Origin of the sequence: Burkholderia sp. MSMB1589WGS (assembly GCF_001636105.1) — a bacterium.
GTDB lineage: Bacteria > Pseudomonadota > Gammaproteobacteria > Burkholderiales > Burkholderiaceae > Burkholderia > Burkholderia humptydooensis.
In genome coordinates, this window is the sequence record NZ_LNJT01000008.1 from 2,809,365 (window position 1) to 2,827,789 (window position 18,425).

Consider the following 18,425-nt stretch of genomic DNA (forward strand, 5'->3'; position numbering starts at 1 on the left):
AAGCCGGCGTCGCGCCGGCCGCCGGCGCCCGCTCATTCGAGCGGCCATGCCTTTCGCGGCCGCGCCCAGAACAGCATCAGCGCGATCGCGCCGAACATCCCGCCCAGATGCGCGAAATGCGCGATGCCGCTCGCCGCGCCCGCGACGCCGAGCAGCAGTTCGACGCCCGCGTAGAGCAGCGCGAACACCCACGCGCGCATCGGAATCGGCGGAATCAGCAGCACGATGCGGCGCGACGGGTACAGCAGCGCGTACGCGGCGAGCACGCCGAACACGCCCGCCGACGCGCCGATCGTCGGCGCGGCGCCCGCCGCCGTGTAGCGCGCGACCGCGAGCTGCGTGAGCGCGCCGCAGACGACGCTCGCGAGATAAAGCGTGCCGAAGCGCGCGCGGCCGAGCGCGCGCTCGACATCGCGGCCGAACATCACGAGCCCGAGCATGTTGAACAACAGGTGCGACAGCCCCGCGTGCAGCGCGCTGTACGTGACGATCTGCCAGACATGGAACGCGGGCGCGGCGGATGGGGCGCCCGTGCGGGGAAGCGGCGGCCATAGCGCAAACAGCGACAGCACGCGGTCGGGATCGGCGAGCTCGACGAAGAAGCCGATCAGGTTCAGGACGACGATGGCGAGCGTCATGGCGGCCGCGGGCGAGAGAGTGAGGCGTCGACGCTCATTATGCCGGCATCGTGCTATCCGCGCCGACGCCGCGCGGCATCGCGCGCCGTGCGGCGACCCGCCGAGTACGCTACAGGCTGATCCGGCCGGCCGCGACGAGCCAGCCCGCGAGCAAGGCAAACGCGACGAGCGCGATCAGGATCGCCGCTTCGAACGCCTTGAAGGGCCGCTCGCCGCGCTCGCGCTTCGCCCACGCGTACAGCAGCGCGCCCGGCGCGTAGAGCAGGGCGCTCAGCAGCAGATACTTCGGGCCTGCCGCATACAGCAGCCAGCAGCAGTAGACGGTCGCGACTCCGCCGATCGCCGCGTCGCGCATGCGCATCGTCTCGCCGGGCGCATAGCCTTCGCCCTTGATCGCGATGAGGAGCGCATACACCGCGGAGAACAGATACGGCACGAGGATCATCGACGTCGCGAGCGAGATCAGCGCCTGATAGGTCGCGTTCGATACGAGCGTGACGAGCAGGAACACCTGCACGAGGCCGTTCGTCGCCCACAGCGCGTTGGCGGGCACGCCGTGCGCGTTCTCGCGCGACAGGAACGCCGGCATCACGCCGTCCTTCGCCGGCGTGAACATCGCCTCGGCGGCGAGCAGCGTCCATGCGAGCAGCGCGCCGCCCACCGACACCAGCAGCCCGACGCCCGCGATCGCGACGCCCGTGCGGCCGATCGCCTTTTCGAGGACGCCCGCCATCGACGGATTCTTCATCGCGGCGAGCTCCGGCTGCGACACGATCCCGAGCGACAGCAGCGACACGGCCATCAGCAACAGCAGCACGACGACGAAGCCGGCGATGGTCGCGCGGCCGACGTCGTCGCGGTTCTTCGCGCGCGCCGAATAGACGCTCGCGCCCTCGATGCCGATGAACACCCAGACCGTGATCAGCATCGTGCTCTTCACCTGGTCGAGCACGCCTGGCAGATGGACGTTGCCCCAGAAGTCGGTCGTGAATCGGTGCGGCTGGAACGCAAGCGCGGCGAGCGCGACGAACAGCACGAGCGGCACGATCTTCGCGATCGTCGTCAGCGCGTTGAGGATTGCCGCGCCGCGCACGCCGCGCAGGATCACCGCATGCATGATCCACAGCACGATCGACGCGCCGATCACCGCGGCGCGCGTGTTGCCGTCGCCGAATGCGGGAAACGCGTAGCCGAGCGTGCCGAACACGATCACCAGATAGCCGACGTTGCCGATCCACGCGCTGACCCAGTAGCCCCACGCGGAATTGAAGCCGACGAAGTCGCCGGCGCTCGCGTGCGCATACGCGTAGACGCCGTTGTCGAGCTCGGGCTTGCGGTGCGCGAGCGTCTGGTAGACGAGCGCGAGCATCAGCATGCCGATGCCCGTGATCGCCCAGCCGATCACGATCGCGCCGGCGCCCGCGCCCGACGCCATGTTCTGCGGCAGCGAGAAGATGCCGCTGCCGATCATTGAGCCGATCACGAGCGCCGTCAGCAGCGTGAACGGCAACTGGCGCGGCGCGGCCGCCTGCTGCGGCGCAGGAGCGGCCGCCGGAAGCGGTGTCGACGGGTGGAACGGATGCCTGACGGAATGCTTCATGATGAAACCTCCTCGACGATTGTTGAATGTATTAAGGCACCGGCTCCGGCGGACCGGATTGACCTGGATCAGCGGCGCGCGCGGTGCGGGTTTCGGCGTCGATCCGTCGCAAGGGGCGAGACGAAAAAGCAATCGTTTGCGGATCGAAAGAGTGCGCGCATGACGGAGGAAATCGCTTGTTCGCGGACGGCTGCATCAGGCGGGCACACGGACGGGCGGTTTTCGCTGCGCCGTTCGCGAGATACGAGAGGAAAAAATCTGAGCGTGTACCGAATCGGTCGTTCTTGCGCGGCCCGACTTTGATGTTCGAATCATCTATGGCGTCGCGAAGCCAGCCGTATTCATTTTCGCCGCGCTGGTGGCTGCTCGAATGCACGATTCACGCGCTGAAATGCTGAAATCCGCGGCTGTCAGGGTGATCGAAAGCGCTGCGATGCAAATACTGGTTCCCACCGATGCGCGCTATCAATTTAAATTGATATGATGAATGTTCCTGCTTTTCTCGGCAAACCGCTTTCAACTCGAGTTGATCCGAGTGTCGTGGCGGCTCTTGGCGGGGCGGTGAATAGACCGCAGATTCACGCCTTCATGGGGTCCCATTCGTGACGCGGATGACGCGACACTTCCGAAAGCTATCCGTCACAAGCGTATCTGCAGCCAGACCGCTGACATCACTCGAGGTCCGATCCCGAGATATGCGAGTCGCGCGGCGAGGGCATGTAGACGCCGACAGCCGTCTATCTCGTGAATCGAATTCCCGCAACGATGAAAACGAGGAGAGTGCAACATGGAACATCATTCCAATGTCATCATCGGCGGTGGCCCCGCGGGCATCAACATGGCTCTCGAATTCGGGAAGCGAGGAATCGAGTATCTGTTGCTCGAAGCAAATGAGACTGTCGGTGGGCAATGGGACCGATTTCCGGTATGCGGACAGCTTATTTCGTTAAACAAGAGATATGTCCCCGGCGATAGCCACACTTATCGAATGCGATACGACTGGCACACGCTGAGCACCATTAGCGCCGATGATGTGGCAAATGATCCGCTGCTACGATTCACGGAATGGACGTCGGAGCATTGGCCGTCTTCAAGAATTTACAAGGAGTATTTGAAATACGTGGCGGAAAGGAAAGGGGTGTCGCCGCACGTTCGAACGCATGCTCGCGTGCAGCGCATCGCGCGCGAAGGCGGGCGCTTCGTCCTCGGCATATCGAATGCGCAAGGCATCAGTGCTGATCGCGTCTTTTGCGCCACAGGCAAGTCGGAGCCGATAGTTCCGGACATCAAGGGGCTCGATTCCGAAACCTGCACATTCTACGGAGATTTCGAGCCCGATACCGCAGCGGAGCGTTACCGGAACAAGGTTGTCATTGTTTTGGGGCGTGGCAATTCAGCGTTCGAAATCGCGCACCATCTCGTCGACATCACGGCGGAGACGCGCGTCGTTACACGATCTCTACCGATGTTCGCCCGGCAGACGCACAACGTACATGACTTGCGGGCACAGGTCTCGGACGTGTTCGATCTGATGCAACTCAAATCCAACAACAATATTGTGAGCGACCGCATCGTCGAAGTCAGGCGAATCACAGGCGGCAGGCACGAAGGCCGCTTGCTGGTCCGCTACGAGACACCTTGCCCTCATTGGTCTCCGCCAAGATGGATGAAGCGAACCGGCATTGTCGACGATGTGATCGTATGCTGCGGCTTCAACTACACGCTGTCCGGAATCTTCGACATGGAAACCGTACGGCCGGCCATTGACGAAAAGGGAAAATATTGTCTGCTGACGTCGACTTGGGAGTCGGTCAGCGTACCAGGTCTCTATTTCCTCGGCGCGCCGATGCGCATCAACGACCCGGACGCCGCTTCCGGGTTCGTTCATGGTTTCCGATGCAATATTCAGGCACTCGGCTCCATCGTCGCGGAAAAATATCACGGCATGGCGGTTGAACCGGTATTCGAATGCGACGTTCCGACGGCACATCCGTCCGATCAGCTCATTCATCTTTCAGCATTCCTTGTCGATCTCGTCAGCACGAGCATGCCGTTGTTCGAGCTATTCGGCTACTTCGGAAGCACGGTGACGTTCACGCCAGGCGGCGATAAAGGCGTGGTCCGCGCGCGCGTGTGGCCCGCATTTCCACGAGCATATAACCTCGAGCGCTGGGGCAAGGAACCAACGAGGCTCGAAATCGTTTTCGAATATGGATTCAGCCGATATGGCAACGGCGAGTTGCCGACTCACTATTTCACGCTGCCCGCGGATCACTTCGATACTTCCCGGAGCGCGTATGTTCATCCGGTTTTTCACGTCTATCAGGAGGGCGTCGAAGTGGATTCCTTCCATATGCAGGAAAGCCTCATCGGCCGCTGGGATCTCGACGATTACGTCGACGAGGAAACCAATCTCGACCAGTACAAGAACGTCGCGTTCAATGCATGCGCAAGTGCGTTGGGGCTGGATGAGCGCCGCAGCATGTTGCCGGTGCGCGACGAGTTCGTGGACGCATGCTATCCGTTGATGAGTGACGACGAGGTAGTCGAGGCGCTTCGAATCCAGCCAACGCTGGCTTTGCTGACGAACCGTTCTTGATTACGCACTGGATCTGCAACGAGATAAATTCCAATATTTCCCGTCGATCTGCCTTGTCAATCGTCGCTGGATCATGATCGATCGACTGAAATCGGCATGAATCCGTGTCCGTCGCCGATCGATTGGCTCAAACCAGATGTCAGCCTTCGGTTTGAACCAATCGATATGCCAGACGACGAACGGCATCAAAAAGTGACGGTACTGACTGGTCAGCGACGGTTCAAGGTGGAAACGAGGACTGCTCCATGTCTGGAAACATCACTGCGCTCGATAGACTGCTCGGGCTCATATTTACCTCTGCGGTGCTGATCGCCGTTCCCGGGCCGAGCATCATGTTTCTTGTCGGCCAAGCCATGACGACGGGACGGCGCAGTGCGATGCGCGGCGTCATCGGCAACGCGATAGGCACCTACTGCGTCGCGGTGATTGTTGCGCTGGGAATCGGTACCTTGCTGATGCGCGCCGACAACGTCCTGACGGGTATTCGATTACTCGGCGCCGTCGTTCTGCTGGCCATCGGAGTCCAATATCTGTTTTCCAGACCGTTGCCGGCGGCGGAAGTCCGGGCACCCGGCAAACGCAAACAGACATTGATCGCCGGCGTCATAGTCGGCATCACCAATCCGAAAGCCCTGATCATGTTCGGTACGATCGTGCCGAGTTTCCTGCGCCGAGGGGTCGAAAGTCCGGTGGAATCGCTGCTTTTCTTTTCGCTCGTGCCTATCGGCCTGGGTTTATTGATCGACTCGGCGTGGGTCGCGACCGCTCATGCCGTGAGTTCACGCGCGTTTTTCAACGAGAAGGGCCTCAAGCTGATCAATATCGCGGGCGGAGGCTTGATGATCGCAATGGCGGTGCTCTTGGCCACGGAGACGTTACGTTGACGGCGAGCCTGCACATCCATCGCCGTATCGCGTATGGATGCGGATCGCATCGTCCTGAATCGTTCGACGCAATCAGGACTTCGAATATCGCCGCCGCAAATAATTTCAAATATGGAAATATTTATGCCGTTTGAATGGAAATGTGCATCTTATTTCGAAAAATTCCAGTCGCGATAAATTCCGCCAAACATCAGCTTTTTTATTTCAAAGTTGACGTTTTATTTGACGATCAACCAGCGCAACAGATGACGAGCGCGAATGAAAAAATCGAGACTGGAGATTTGGTTAAAAAATTGCAATCGGTCGAATCGACACGGTTGTGTTAGGCTAGGCGCTCCGCGAAATTTCCGAAAATGGAATGCTCGCTGAATCGCGAATTGAAAATATTTGTTCGCAAAATCCCGGCGAGTTTCGCATGGATTGTTTCATTCATTAACCACAGAGGCGGCCAATGACCGTCGATTTGCGTGTCGGGGCCAAGTCGGGGCCAAATGAACGGCGCGCGAAAAGAGGGCGCAGATGCGGAGCATCGACGATGATTGATCCGAAAGGCACGGGGGCCGCGCCGCGCGACGCGGCGGCGCTCGCGACACCGCGCGTCGCGGTGATCGCCGTGACGTTTCGCGCCGACGAAGTGATTCTCGTGCAGCGCAGCAAGGAGCCGCAGAAAGGTACGTGGGGCTTTCCTGGCGGCTCGGTCGAGCCCGGCGAGTGCCTGCGCGATGCGGCCGCGCGCGAGCTGTTCGAGGAAACCGGCGTGCGCGCGGAGATCGGCCAGCCGTTCGACGTCGTCGAGGTGATCGGCTTCGACCCGCACGGCCGGCATCACCACTACGTGCTGGTCGCGATGCTGTGCCGCCATGTCGAAGGCGCGCTGCGGCCGGGCGACGACGCGGCGGACTGCCGCTGGGTTCGCGTGCCGGATGGCCTGTCCCGATTCCCGGGCGTGCTCGCGGATCACGTCACGCGGGTGGCGCAGCGCGCGCACGCCCTCTGTCATTCCAATCGAAAGGAAAACAGCCGATGAAGCGCATGTTCCTGGGCGGACCGTTCAAATCCCTGGTCGACAAGCACACCGGCGTGATGCCGGAAGACAGCATCGACCTGTTTCGCCGCGTGATCGATCATTTCGAGGCGCGCGGCTGGGACGTGCATTGCGCGCACCGGCGCGAGCATTGGGGGCGCGAATTCATGACGCCCGCCGTCTGCACGAAGACCGACTACGAGCAGATCAGCCTGTGCGACTACTTCGTCGCGTTTCCGGGCGCGCCGGCATCGCCCGGCACGCACATCGAGCTCGGCTGGGCGTCCGCGCTCGGCAAGCCGATCGTGCTGCTGCTCGAAACCGACAAGGAGTACGCGTATCTCGTGCGCGGCCTCGACGAGATCACGCGCATCGAGCGCGTCGAATTCGGCGGCGGCCGGATCGACCCGGCCGCGATCGAAGCCGCGATCGGCCGTTTCGAAGCGCGAGGCTGACATGCGGCGCTATCCGGGTCTCAGCGAGCTTTACCTCGCGACGCTCAGGGACGTCTGCGGCGCGTACGAATACCGGAGCGCGCCGCGCGGGCACGCGGAGCGCGAAATCATCGGCTACGGCGCACGGATCGACGATCCGCGCGCGCGCTTCTGCCGGCACGCGGCGCGCAGGCAGAACGTCGTCTTCAACTACGCCGAGGCGCTGTGGTATCTGTCCGGCCGCAACGATCTCGAATTCATCGAGCACTACGCGCCGTCGATGGCGCGCTACAGTCCGGACGGCAAGCATCTGCCCGGCACCGGCTATGGCGCGCGGCTCATGCATTACGGCGAGCGCGCGCTCGACCAGATCGAGCGCGCGCTCGACATCCTGTCGCGCGACGACGCCGAGAGCAAGCGCGTCGTGCTGCAGATCTTCAGCGCCGACGAGGACCTGTACCGGCGCAACATCGACGTCTCGTGCACGCTCGGCCTGCAACTGCTGCTGCGCGAGGGGCGGCTGCACCTGGTCGCGTTCATGCGCGCGAACGACGCATACGTCGGGCTCCTGAACGACGTGTTCTCGTTCACGTTCCTGCAGGAGTATGTCGCGTCGCGGCTCGGCTGCGAGATCGGCACGTATTCGCATCACGTCGGCTCGATCCACGTGTACGACGACAATCTGCCGCGCGTGCGGGCACTCCTCGACGACGGCGATGCGGCGATCGTCACCGCCCACGCGCCGCCGCGAATGCCCGCGGGCACGAACCCCGCGACGATCGGGCGCGTGCTCGAACACGAAGGAAGGATTCGTGCGGGACGGATGTCGCTCGCCGCGCTCCAGGACCTCGATCTCGATCCATATTGGCGCGACGTGCTCGGCCTCTTCTGGATCTACCGCGAGATCAAGGCGGGCAGCCCGCCGCCCGACGATGCGCTCGCGTTCGTCGGCCCGTTCCATCGCGCCTATCTGCTGAACCGGTGGAACATCGCGTCCGCCTCGCTTCAATAACGCACAGGGATTCCGATGAAGACCGACTGGACCGAACACGAGGTTTCGCAGCGCTTTCACGCATACGACGACCGGATCGAGGAGCGCTTCGGCTACCGGCCGCTGATCGCCGAGCTGACGGGCTCGCTCGGCACCGAGATCCGCGTGCTCGACTACGGCTGCGGCGGCGGCAAGGTCGCGCGGCGGCTGCGTGCTGCGGGCGTCGCCCGCGTGACAGGCGTCGACATCGCGCCGACGATGATCGACCAGGCGATCGCGGCGGGCGTCGACGGCGGGCTGGACTACGCGCATATCGACGGGCCGCCGCTGCCGTTCGCCGACGCGAGCTTCGACGCGGCGATCAGTTGCTTCCTGTTCATCAACATCGCCGAGCGCGCGGAGCTCGCGCGCGTCGCGGCGGAGGTGCTGCGCGTGCTGAAGCCGGGCGGCGCGTACTACGTGCTGGACACGAACCCGCGCACGACGGGCGTGCAGTTTCCGACGTTCCGCAACGGCGAGCCGGGCATCGTCTACCGCGACGGCGACCCGCGCCCGGTCCATCTGAACGTGCCGGGCGTGGGCGTGTTCGACGTCGTCGACACGCACTGGGACATGCCGACGTATCGCCACGCGTTCGAGGCGGCGGGCTTCGAGCTCGCGGCGGCGATGGAGCTGGGCTTTCGCGCGGCGGAGGCGGGCGGCGCGCCGGGCGCGCACGCGGATGCCGACGGCCGCACGCCGTTCGTGCTGTTCAAGGCGACGAAGCCGCTGCGCTGACGCGCGCCGCGTAAGGCACGATGCTTCGCGGCGCATGCGTCGCGGAACGGCGGGGCGGGGGGGTTCGGACGTCGCCGCGCCGCCCGCGCACCGGCCGACGCCGCTCGCCCGGCAAGACGGCGAACGCGAGGGCGTCGCCCTGGCGGCTATCGGCTATGCAACGACGGCGCAACGATAAAACACGGATGAAACACGAGGGAACATGATCGCGAACGTACTGACGATCGCCGGCACCGACCCGACGGGCGGAGCGGGCATTCAGGCCGACCTCAAGGCATTTTCGGCGATGCGCGCATACGGGATGGCCGCGATCACCGCGGTCGTCGCGCAGAACACGACCGGCGTGCGCAGCTTCCGCGCGCTCGATCCGGCGTTCGTCGCCGATCAGATCGACGCGGTGTTCGACGACGTTGGCGTGCACGCGGTCAAGATCGGCATGATCGCGACCGCGGCGATCGCGGAGGCGGTCGCCGCGGCGCTCGTCAGGCACCGCGCGGCGCCCGTCGTGCTCGACCCGGTGATGGTCGCGAAAAGCGGCGACCGGCTGCTCGATCCGGACGCGGTCGACGCGATCCGCGACAAGCTCGTGCCGATCTCCACGCTGATCACGCCGAACCTGCCCGAAGCGGGCGTGCTGCTCGGCCGGGGCGCGCCGCGCACGCTCGCCGAGATGCACGCGGCGGCGGCCGAGCTGCACGCGCTCGGGTCGCGCTGGGTGCTGCTCAAGGGCGGCCATCTGCCGGGCGAGCGCAGCGTCGATGTGCTGCGCGGCCCGGCCGCGGCGACGGTCGAGCTGTCCGCGCCGCGCGTCCCGACGAAGAACGACCACGGCACCGGCTGCACGCTGTCGGCCGCGATCGCCGCGCTGCTGCCGAGCCATTCGGTCGAGGACAGCGTCTGCCGCGCGAAGGCGTATCTGGGCGACGCGCTCGCCGCGTCGGGCAAGCTCGACGTCGGCCACGGGCACGGCCCCGTCCATCACTTCCACTCGCTATGGAACTGACGCTTGCGCCGCGCGCCGGCGCGCACACGCATCGATCCGCACGCCTCTTTCGACAAGAAATCATCATGCGCCGCCTCTTGTGCTGTTTCACGATCGTTCTGGGCTTTCTGTGCGCCGCGCCGTCGCATGCGGGCGACGCGGCCGCCGTCGGGCAACTGACGGTCGCGCTGTATCCGTGGGTGCCGCGCGTCGACCAGTTCAGGAGCGCGATCGAGACCGAATGGAAGAAGGTGCAGCCGGCCGTCGCGCTGCAGTTCGTGTCCGCGGACGCGTGGGACGGCGGCTACCGGAACGATCCGCCCGCGAACGCCGACGTCTACGTGTACGACGCGATCTTCTTCGACTACTTCCGCAGCCAGCGCTGGCTCGAGCCGCTTGCGGCGAGCGAGATCCAGAACCTCGACGATTTCCTGCCGTACGCGATCCAGGGCGTGAAGGCGGGCGACCGGTACTACAGCATCCCGCAGCTCGGCTGCGCGAACGTGCTGTTCTACCGGAAGGACGACGCGGCGCTCGCGGCCGCGACGACGCTCACGCAAGTGCGCAGCACGCTCGGGCAATGCACGTTCACGAGCGAGATTCCGCCGGACAGGCGCGGGCTGATGATCGACATGTCCGGCCGGACGACGAACGCCGCGCTCTATCTGGACGCCGCGCACAGCCGCACGGGCGCGTATCCGCTGCCGCTGCCGTGGAGCGCGAACGACCTGAACGGCGACGCGCTCGGCAGCCTGCGCGCGCTGATGGCGATGTCGAGCTGGCCGAACGCGACGGCCGAGCTGCCCGGCCAGTACGATCGCTCGGCGTGGTTCGGCGACGGCGACGGGCGCGCGGTGATCGGCTACTCGGAATCGATGTCGGCGATGAGCGAAGCGGCGCGGCGCAATCTCGATTTCAAGTTCCTGCCGCTGTCGGACGAGCCGCAGCCACCGCTCTTCTATGCGGACGTGATCGGCGTGAACACGACGACGAACGCCCGCGGCACGCGCGCGCTCGCGGTGCAGCTCGCGAACGTGATCGCCGCGTCGTCGACGATGGTGCAAAGCGTCGGGCCGGACGGCAGCGGCGTGCCGCAGTATCTGTTCTCCGCGCGGCGCAGCGTGCTGCAGACGCTGGCGCAGCGCTATCCGCTCTATCGGAAGATGGTCGCGCTGCTCGACGCGCGCGAGCCGGTGATGTTCAAGATCGATGCGCAATCGCGCAACTGGCTCGCGTCGATGAGCGGCCCGATCGCGCAGCGCGCACGCGCCGGTTATCCGTGCGGCTGCGACATTGGCACCGCGTTGCCGATCGCCGACTATCGCGGCGCGCAGGCCGTGTGTCCGACCATCTGCAAGGCGCAGGGCGGCTGGAACGGCCAGTGGACCAACCAGTCGCCCGCGGCGCCCGCCGGGCAGTCGGCGTGCGGCTGCAACGCGTGCCCGACTTCAGCCGCCGAGAAGCTGCCGCGCGCATTCGCCACCCCGCTCGTCACCCGTGCCGTGCCCGCGGATCGCGCGAAGCCGTGACGGGGAGCGCCCGGCCGGGCCGACGCGGCACGGCCGGGCACCCGATGCGCGCGACACCCGCGCGCGCTAGAGCTGCACCCAAGCGCACATCTGGCCGAAGAACTCGACCTGCGCGCGCGATTCGTATATTTCACATTGCAGATCGCCGCTCAGCCGCGCGAATTCGAGCCGCTTGCCGCTGCCAAGCACCGTCGAGTCGGGATCGCTCGACAGCGCCCGCAACATCTCTGCCAGCCATGAGCTGAGCTGCGTGGCCGTCCCGCCGTCGACCGGCACCTCGTACGACATCTTCGGCAGCGGCAGCCCCGCGGCCGCGAACAGCTTGACCATCCGGTGCGCGACGTCGAACGACGGAAACGACCGCTTGCAGCGCTCGATGATCTCGGCCGCCACCGAATCCCAGAGCGGGATGAGCGGCGTCGACATCGGCTTGCGCACGAAGTCGGGCTCGTGCAGCGCGAGATATCCGCCGGGCTTCACGAAACGCGCCGCGTGGCGGACGAACTCGGCCGCATGCAACTGATGGATCAATACATAGCGGGCGACGACGACGTCGAAGCCGTGCGCGCCTTCGACCTGATCGAGGCCGCTCGCGCGAAAGCGGATGTTGTGCAGACTCGCGCGCTCGGCGTTGGCGCTCGCCGCTTCGATCGCGACATCGCTCGGATCGATCGCGACGACGGTGCCGGTCGGGCCGGCCATCTCGGCCGCCAGCATGCTGACGCCGCCCGTTCCGCAGCCGATGTCGAGCACGCGCATCGAGGGCCGGAGCCGCGCGGATTCGAGCAGGCGCCGGGTGACGGGCTTCAGCATCTCCGACTGGAAGTCGAGCCGGCGGAGTTCTATCGGCGAATGGCCCAACGTGTATCTGAACATGGTTCGTTCGATCTCCTCTTGTGGTTGTGGATTCATGGGCGGTGCGCAAAGGCGTCGGCCGTGCAACGCGCGTTTCGTTCGCGCGGCGCCGCTTTTCGCCACGCCGCGGCTGCCGCGCGAAGCCTGCGCCTGCTCGCGGCCGTTGCAAGTGGACGGCGCGAGACGGCGAGTCGGGATACGAAGCGCGAACGCGACAGGGCGCGTGCGCACGCATCGGTTCCCAGGCAGCAAATCGACGGCATTGCGCGAAACGACGTGCGCAATGGTTCGACGTCCGGCGACGCAGCATGCCGTCGATGCCGTCGGAACGACTTGCGATCCGATGCGGCGATGCGTTTCCAATACCGTGCGGATTCGCGGCGAATCCCGCCTTGATAGCACGCGCATGCGCAGGCGGAAAGCACGAAGCTTCGGAGGTCGATCGACATCCGGGCGACGAACGGCGATTCGTGCAAGCCGGGCAAACAACGGCAGGCCGTTCGCCAATCAGCCTCTCGCTGCGCTGCAAGTCGCTGCGATCTCGCTTCCGGGCCGCTTGACCTGCGTCAAGCGGGCCGTCACCAATGGCCCGCATTCTCTGAACGAGCGAAACAGTGCGCGCCGGCGTGACGCGCACGTCTTCGCCGTCCGAACGGGGGAAGCGCCATGCGAAATACTGTTCATCGATGGATGCGCGTCGTCGCGACCGTCGCCGCCGTCGCGGCGCTCGGCTCGACGGCCGCCGCGAACGAGACGCTCGAACCCGCCACGCAAAACGGCATTGCGTACGTGACGGGCGGCGTCGGCCAGGACGAAGTCGACGCACTCCGCGCGGCCGCGTCGAAATACAACCTGCGCATGACGTTCGCGTCGCGCAGCGGCGAATATCTGTCCGACGTCGACGTCACGATTCGTTCGGCCGCGGCGCAGCCGGTGCTGACCGTTCGCACCAACGGCCCGTTCCTGTACGCGCGGCTGCCGGCGGGGCAGTACCGGATCGACGCGCGCTACGGCGGCGCCGAGCAGCGGCGCAGCGTGCGCGTGCCCGCGAGCGGCGGCGTCCACGTCGATTTCCGCTGGGCCGAGCCCGATCGGCGCGGCGCGGCGCAGACCTGCGATCCGCGCCCATGTCCCCGTCAACGTTGACCGTCGCGCCTTCGACCGCGCCGCGCGAGCGGGCGAGCGGGCGCGCCGCGATCGTCGCATGAGCGCTCGCTCGGCCGCGCGGCATCGGCGAGGCGGCACGGCCGACGCCACGGCGCCCGCCGACGACGCGTGGCGCCGCACGCCCGCAAGCGGCCTGTCGAACGCGCAGGCAGCCGGGCTGCGCCGGCGCTTCGGCCCGAACGCGATCGACACGGGCGGCGGGCGCGGCGGGTGGCGCACGTCGCTCGACGTGCTGCGCGAGCCGATGCTGCTCCTGCTGCTCGGCGCGGGCGCCGTCTACCTGGCGCTCGGCGAATTGCCGGACGCGCTGACGCTGCTCGCGTTCGTCGCCGCGATCGCCGCGCTGACGATCGTGCAGAGCCAGCGCACGGCGGGCGTGCTCGCGGCGCTGCGCGCGCTGTCCGCGCCGCGCGCCGACGTGATGCGCGACGGCGAGCGCCGGCTCGTCTCGGCGACCGAACTCGTGCCAGGCGATCTGCTGTGGATCGCCGAGGGCGCCCGCGTGCCGGCCGACGGCTGGCTCGTCGACGCGCACGAGCTGAGCGTCGACGAATCGCTGCTGACGGGAGAGTCGGCGCCGATCGACAAGGCCGCCGAGCGGCCCGACGCGCCGACGCCCGACGAAGCCGCCTGCCGCGTCTATTTCGGCTCGATGGTGGTGCGCGGGCAGGGGCGGATGATCGTCACCGACACCGGGCCGCGCACTGCGCTCGGCCGGATCGGCAAGTCGCTGACCGGCATCGCGGGCGCGCCGTCGCCGCTGCAGCGCGACGCGCGCGCGCTCGCGAACCGGATCGCGCTCGTCGCGCTTGCGCTGTGCGCGGCGCTCGTCGCCGTCTACCGCTGGCGCTCGGGCGAATGGCTGCCGGGCGTGCTCGCGGGGATCACGCTCGCGATGGGCATCTTTCCCGAGGAAATCCCGGTCGTGATGACCGTGTTCATGGCGCTCGGCGCGCGCCGCATCGCCGACGAGGGCATGCTCACGCGCCGCATGAGCGCGATCGAGGCGCTCGGGCAGACGTCGGTGCTGTGCGTCGACAAGACGGGCACGCTGACGCAGAACCGGATGACGGTGCGCGCGCTGTTCGCGAACGGCCGGCGCTGGACGCTCGGCGACGAAGAGGCCGACATCGACGAGTCGTTCCACGAGCTGCTCGAATATCTGGTGCTCGCGAGCGAGATCGAGCCCGTCGATCCGATGGAGCGCGCGTTCCGGCGCGCGGGCCGCCGATGTCTCGCCGGCACCGGGCATCTGCACGACGACTGGTCGCTCGTTCAGGAATACGCGCTGACGCCCGAGCTGCCGGCGATGTCGCACGTGTGGCGCGCGCCGCGGCTCGATCATTGCCCGGTCGCATGCAAGGGCGCGCCCGAGGCGATCTTCTCGCTGTGCCACCTCGGCGATGCGACGGCGCGCGCGCTGCTCGGCGAGGCCGAGCGCATGGCCGCGCGCGGGCTGCGCGTGCTGGGCGTCGCGCGGGCCGCGCATGCGCGGGGCGAATGGCCCGCGCGGCAGCACGACTTCGATTTCCGGTTCGTCGGCCTGGTCGGCCTGATCGACCCGGTGCGCGCCGAGGTGGCCGACGCGATCGCGACCTGCCGCGCGGCCGGCATCCGCGTCGTGATGATCACGGGCGACTATCCGTCGACCGCGCGCGCGGTGGCGGGCGAGGTCGGCATCGCCGCGCACGCGGTCGTCACGGGCGACGAGGTCGCGGCGATGAGCGACGCGGCGCTCGACGAAGCGGCCGGGCGCGCCGACGTGTTCGCGCGCGTGCGGCCGGACCAGAAGCTGCGCCTCGTCGCCGCGCTCGAGCGCGGCGGGCGCATCGTCGCGATGACGGGCGACGGCGTCAACGACGCGCCCGCGCTGAAGGCCGCGCACGTTGGCATCGCAATGGGGCTGCACGGCGCCGAGGTCGCGCGCGAGGTCGCCGCGCTCGTGCTGCTGCGCGACGATTTCACGCCGATCGTGTCGGCGATCCGCCAGGGCCGGCGCATCCATGCGAACCTGATGCAGGCGCTCGGCTATACGGTCGCCGTCCATCTGCCGATGATCGCCGCGGTGATGGTGCCCGCGCTCGTCGGCTGGCCCGCGATGCTCGCGCCGCTGCACATCGTGTCGCTGCAGCTCGTGATCGATCCGGCGTGCTCGCTTGTGTTCGAGAACGAGCCCGCGCGCGCCGACGCGATGCGCATGCCGCCGCGGCCGCCGCACGAGCGGCTGTGGGCGTCGCCGCTCGTCGCGCGGGGCGCGGCGGCGGGCGCGCTCGCGGCGGTCGGCGTGATCGGCCTGTACGCGCTGCTGCTCGCGCGCGGCGGCGACCCGGCGTTCGCGCGCACCGCCGCGTTCGTCGCGCTCGTCGCGGTCAACGTCGCGCTGATTTTCGTCGTCCGGGCGCTCGCGGGCGGCGCGCGCACGAAGCAGCCGTTCGCGGACAACCGGTATCTTTGGATCGTGCCCGCGTTCGCCGCATGCGGGCTGCTGGCGCTGCTCGCGATCCCGCCGCTCGCGTCGCTGTTCGGGCTCGTCCCGCTGCTCACGCGCTGAGCGCTGCGCGGAGCCGAAGCCGCGAAACCGCGCAGCCGCCCGAGGACCGATTCCGATGCCGACTCTCGCCGCGTTGTTCGTCACGCTCGGGAGGGACGCGCGGGACGCCGCGCGCCCCATCCATCCGGGCGCCGCCGCCTTCAGCGGCTCGAGCACGATCGCAAAGCGCGGTCGCGAGCGCGACGTCGGCGAGCGACGAGCCGACGAGCCGACGAGCAGCGCTCCCGGCCGCGACCGCCGCCCGCGCCGGCGGTCGCGGATCACGTAGACGACGGCCTGGCTGTCGAACACGAGCGTGGCGAACGCGAGGCTGCGCAGCGCGTCGACAGGCAGCGCGTAACGAAAATGCGCGACCGCGATCACGGCGATGCCGAAGCGACTCGAAACGAACGCATAATGAACGTATCGGCAACGCATAGACGGCGCATTGCATGAGCCCGTTTCGCGACTGTACGGCTGCAAGGCTGCACGGCGCGGCCAGTCGCTCGTCGACGAACTCGCGGCCTGCGGCATCGCGATCCGCAGCCCACGAGCCGCTTGCCGCCGAAGTCACGCCGCCCGCCCGCAATGCAGCATGGGCTGTCCGCGCAGCCGGCGTGCGGCGACCGCCGGGCTCGTGCACGCGGGACCGCGCGGCGCGTGCCGCTCGTCTGTATCGGGGGTGTGCATCGCGTCGACGCGATGTGAAGCCATCGACCTCAACCGGATCGGGAGACAAGCCATGTCCATGAAGCTCAATTCCGCATCGCACCCCGCCACCGCGACCGAGATCCGTGACATCGTCGGGCCGATCGAGGACGACATCATAGCGAAAATCCTCGAAATCGAGCCGACGAGCGCCGAAGTGCTCGACGCCTACACGTGGTTCAGGTCTGACGAACGCCTGCTGTTCCGGCTCGATCGCGAACCGCACGGGCGGGCCGCGCGCGTGTTCGAGATTCTGGAGCGCGAGGAGGAGAGCGGCGACGACTTGCGCCCGTGAATCCGCCTGCGCGCAAGCGCCGAGGGCGGGGCGCGGCAACGCGCGACGTCCGTGCCGCCCGCGCGCACGGCGGGCGGACACGTCCGAAACTGATCGTGATCAACGATTGCCCGATTCGGTGCATCATGCTTGAAACGTGTCGATGCGCGCGCAGGGCGGCGGCCTGCGCTGCCGGACGCCGCGCACAGGACAGCTTCATGGGAGGCGCGCGCGCCTGATGGGCGCGCGCGGCGATGCAATGGACGAAACCGATGATGCGCCGCGCGATACCAGCGTGCGCCTGTTTCTCTGCGGCGACGTGATGACCGGCCGCGGAATCGACCAGATCCTGCCTCACCCGGGCGCCCCCCGGCTGTACGAGCGCTATTGCCGTTCGGCCCGCGACTACGTGCGCCTCGCCGAGCTCGCGAACGGCGAGCTGCCCGCGCGCGTCGACTGCGCGTACCCGTGGGGCGACGCGCTCGCGGAACTCAATCGCGTGCGGCCGCACGTGCGGATCGTCAATCTGGAGACCGCAATCACGACGAGCGACGATCACTGGCCGGACAAGCCTGTCCTGTACCGGATGCATCCGCGCAACATCGGCTGCGTGTCGTGCGCGCGGATCGATTGCTGCGTGCTCGCGAACAACCATTCGCTCGACTGGGGGCGCGCGGGTCTCGCCGATACGCTCGACACGCTGCATCAGGCCGGCATCCGGACCGCCGGCGCGGGCGACGACGACGCGCACGCGGCGCAGCCCGCCACGCTCGGCGTCGCGCGCGGGCATCGCGTTTGCGTGTATGCGTATGCGGCCGAGACGAGCGGCGTGCCGCCGTCATGGGCGGCGACGGCGCAGCGCAGCGGCCTCAACTATCTGGCGAATCTGTCGTCGGAGCGGGCGACGCAGATCGGCGAGCGGATCGCCGCGCAGCGGCGCGAAGGCGATCTCGTCGTCGTTTCGCTCCATTGGGGCGGCAACTGGGGATTCGAGATCAGCGACGACGAGCACACGTTCGCGCATCGGCTCATCGACACCGGTGCGGCCGACATCGTCCACGGCCATTCGTCGCACCACATCAAAGGCATCGAGATCTACCGGGAGCGGCTGATCCTGTACGGCTGCGGCGACTGCCTGAACGACTACGAAGGCATCCACGGCCATCAGCCGTTCCGGCCGGATCTCGCGCTGATGTATTTTCCGGTGCTCGATGCGGACAGCGGCGCGCTCGTCGAGCTTTCGGCGGCGCCGATGCAGATCCGGAACCTGCGGCTGCGCCGCGCGCCCGCCGACGGCAAAGCCTGGCTGCACGCGGTGCTGGAACGCGAAAGCCGGCGCTTCGGCACGCACGTGTCGGCGTGCGATGTCGAAGGGCTGCGGCTGCATTGGTGAGTAACGCGGCCGGGGGCGTCAGCCGCGTCGCGATTCGCGG

The 18,425-nt window shown here is 67.1% G+C and carries 16 protein-coding genes; 12 read left to right on the forward strand and 4 right to left on the reverse strand.

Going from position 1 to position 18,425, the window contains the following annotated elements:
- Nucleotides 1-32: 32 nt before the first annotated feature.
- The 3 genes from WT16_RS29485 to WT16_RS34235 form a co-directional block, all read right to left on the reverse strand.
- Entirely contained in the window at nucleotides 33-638 is a 606-nt protein-coding gene (locus WT16_RS29485; protein WP_006027213.1) for a rhomboid family intramembrane serine protease, read from the reverse strand.
- A 109-nt stretch (nucleotides 639-747) separates the two neighbouring features.
- Nucleotides 748-2,238 carry an arginine-ornithine antiporter gene (arcD, locus tag WT16_RS29490; protein ID WP_006027214.1) on the reverse strand — a complete coding sequence of 497 codons (1,491 nt, stop codon included), beginning with the start codon at nucleotides 2,236-2,238 and terminating at the stop codon, nucleotides 748-750.
- 31 nt (nucleotides 2,239-2,269) lie between these two features.
- On the reverse strand, nucleotides 2,270-2,614 hold the full coding sequence (locus WT16_RS34235; protein ID WP_138110275.1) for a hypothetical protein: 345 nt from the start codon (nucleotides 2,612-2,614) through the stop codon (nucleotides 2,270-2,272).
- Nucleotides 2,615-3,025: 411 nt separating this feature from the next.
- Here WT16_RS34235 and WT16_RS29495 point away from each other — a divergent pair, with 411 nt between their 5' ends.
- The 8 genes from WT16_RS29495 to bcmE all read left to right on the forward strand — a co-directional run bounded on the left by WT16_RS29495 (nucleotide 3,026) and on the right by bcmE (nucleotide 11,458).
- On the forward strand, nucleotides 3,026-4,837 hold the full coding sequence (locus WT16_RS29495; protein ID WP_063534866.1) for an NAD(P)-binding domain-containing protein: 1,812 nt from the start codon (nucleotides 3,026-3,028) through the stop codon (nucleotides 4,835-4,837).
- Between the two features lie 245 nt (nucleotides 4,838-5,082).
- A complete protein-coding gene (locus WT16_RS29500) occupies nucleotides 5,083-5,721 on the forward strand; it encodes a LysE family translocator (RefSeq protein ID WP_063534867.1) in 639 nt (212 codons plus the stop codon).
- A gap of 535 nt (nucleotides 5,722-6,256) precedes the next feature.
- The gene (locus WT16_RS29505; RefSeq protein ID WP_063534868.1) at nucleotides 6,257-6,748 is read left to right on the forward strand and encodes an NUDIX hydrolase; all 492 of its coding nucleotides are present in this window, start codon (nucleotides 6,257-6,259) and stop codon (nucleotides 6,746-6,748) included.
- The gene (locus WT16_RS29510) at nucleotides 6,745-7,200 is read left to right on the forward strand and encodes a nucleoside 2-deoxyribosyltransferase (RefSeq protein WP_006027219.1); all 456 of its coding nucleotides are present in this window, start codon (nucleotides 6,745-6,747) and stop codon (nucleotides 7,198-7,200) included. The genes WT16_RS29505 and WT16_RS29510 overlap by 4 nt, the downstream gene beginning before the upstream one ends.
- Before the next feature lies 1 nt (nucleotide 7,201).
- A complete protein-coding gene (locus tag WT16_RS29515; RefSeq protein ID WP_063534869.1) occupies nucleotides 7,202-8,191 on the forward strand; it encodes a thymidylate synthase in 990 nt (329 codons plus the stop codon).
- 15 nt (nucleotides 8,192-8,206) lie between these two features.
- Nucleotides 8,207-8,947: a class I SAM-dependent methyltransferase gene (locus tag WT16_RS29520; RefSeq protein ID WP_063534870.1), complete on the forward strand. Its 741-nt coding sequence runs from the start codon at nucleotides 8,207-8,209 to the stop codon at nucleotides 8,945-8,947.
- A gap of 202 nt (nucleotides 8,948-9,149) precedes the next feature.
- Nucleotides 9,150-9,950 carry a bifunctional hydroxymethylpyrimidine kinase/phosphomethylpyrimidine kinase gene (thiD, locus tag WT16_RS29525; protein ID WP_059934800.1) on the forward strand — a complete coding sequence of 267 codons (801 nt, stop codon included), beginning with the start codon at nucleotides 9,150-9,152 and terminating at the stop codon, nucleotides 9,948-9,950.
- 65 nt (nucleotides 9,951-10,015) lie between these two features.
- On the forward strand, nucleotides 10,016-11,458 hold the full coding sequence (bcmE, locus tag WT16_RS29530; protein ID WP_063535006.1) for a thiamine pyridinylase: 1,443 nt from the start codon (nucleotides 10,016-10,018) through the stop codon (nucleotides 11,456-11,458).
- 66 nt (nucleotides 11,459-11,524) lie between these two features.
- Here bcmE and WT16_RS29535 read toward each other — a convergent pair whose 3' ends face one another.
- On the reverse strand, nucleotides 11,525-12,370 hold the full coding sequence (locus WT16_RS29535; protein ID WP_041861909.1) for a class I SAM-dependent methyltransferase: 846 nt from the start codon (nucleotides 12,368-12,370) through the stop codon (nucleotides 11,525-11,527).
- A 609-nt stretch (nucleotides 12,371-12,979) separates the two neighbouring features.
- On the opposite strand from WT16_RS29535, the gene WT16_RS29540 reads away from it, so the two are divergent.
- From WT16_RS29540 to WT16_RS29560, 4 genes are all read left to right on the forward strand, one after another.
- A complete protein-coding gene (locus WT16_RS29540; RefSeq protein WP_063534871.1) occupies nucleotides 12,980-13,459 on the forward strand; it encodes a carboxypeptidase-like regulatory domain-containing protein in 480 nt (159 codons plus the stop codon).
- Between the two features lie 58 nt (nucleotides 13,460-13,517).
- Nucleotides 13,518-16,031: a cation-translocating P-type ATPase gene (locus WT16_RS29545; protein WP_063534872.1), complete on the forward strand. Its 2,514-nt coding sequence runs from the start codon at nucleotides 13,518-13,520 to the stop codon at nucleotides 16,029-16,031.
- Nucleotides 16,032-16,758: 727 nt separating this feature from the next.
- Nucleotides 16,759-17,013, forward strand: coding sequence for a hypothetical protein (locus tag WT16_RS29555; RefSeq protein WP_009915017.1), 255 nt, complete (start codon nucleotides 16,759-16,761; stop codon nucleotides 17,011-17,013).
- A gap of 142 nt (nucleotides 17,014-17,155) precedes the next feature.
- Entirely contained in the window at nucleotides 17,156-18,385 is a 1,230-nt protein-coding gene (locus WT16_RS29560) for a CapA family protein (RefSeq protein WP_167359324.1), read from the forward strand.
- Nucleotides 18,386-18,425 lie beyond the last annotated feature (40 nt).

Excerpts from the sequence above, each read along its gene's own strand:
- WT16_RS29485 (WP_006027213.1), bottom strand. The coding sequence starts at position 638 with ATGACGCTCGCCATCGTCGTCCTGAACCTGATCGGCTTCTTCGTCGAG.
- arcD (WP_006027214.1), bottom strand. The coding sequence starts at position 2,238 with ATGAAGCATTCCGTCAGGCATCCGTTCCACCCGTCGACACCGCTTCCG.
- WT16_RS29495 (WP_063534866.1), top strand. The coding sequence starts at position 3,026 with ATGGAACATCATTCCAATGTCATCATCGGCGGTGGCCCCGCGGGCATC.
- WT16_RS29500 (WP_063534867.1), top strand. The coding sequence starts at position 5,083 with ATGTCTGGAAACATCACTGCGCTCGATAGACTGCTCGGGCTCATATTT.
- WT16_RS29505 (WP_063534868.1), top strand. The coding sequence starts at position 6,257 with ATGATTGATCCGAAAGGCACGGGGGCCGCGCCGCGCGACGCGGCGGCG.
- WT16_RS29510 (WP_006027219.1), top strand. The coding sequence starts at position 6,745 with ATGAAGCGCATGTTCCTGGGCGGACCGTTCAAATCCCTGGTCGACAAG.
- WT16_RS29515 (WP_063534869.1), top strand. The coding sequence starts at position 7,202 with ATGCGGCGCTATCCGGGTCTCAGCGAGCTTTACCTCGCGACGCTCAGG.
- WT16_RS29520 (WP_063534870.1), top strand. The coding sequence starts at position 8,207 with ATGAAGACCGACTGGACCGAACACGAGGTTTCGCAGCGCTTTCACGCA.
- thiD (WP_059934800.1), top strand. The coding sequence starts at position 9,150 with ATGATCGCGAACGTACTGACGATCGCCGGCACCGACCCGACGGGCGGA.
- bcmE (WP_063535006.1), top strand. The coding sequence starts at position 10,016 with ATGCGCCGCCTCTTGTGCTGTTTCACGATCGTTCTGGGCTTTCTGTGC.
- WT16_RS29535 (WP_041861909.1), bottom strand. The coding sequence starts at position 12,370 with ATGAATCCACAACCACAAGAGGAGATCGAACGAACCATGTTCAGATAC.
- WT16_RS29540 (WP_063534871.1), top strand. The coding sequence starts at position 12,980 with ATGCGAAATACTGTTCATCGATGGATGCGCGTCGTCGCGACCGTCGCC.
- WT16_RS29545 (WP_063534872.1), top strand. The coding sequence starts at position 13,518 with ATGAGCGCTCGCTCGGCCGCGCGGCATCGGCGAGGCGGCACGGCCGAC.
- WT16_RS29555 (WP_009915017.1), top strand. The coding sequence starts at position 16,759 with ATGAAGCTCAATTCCGCATCGCACCCCGCCACCGCGACCGAGATCCGT.
- WT16_RS29560 (WP_167359324.1), top strand. The coding sequence starts at position 17,156 with ATGCGCGCGCAGGGCGGCGGCCTGCGCTGCCGGACGCCGCGCACAGGA.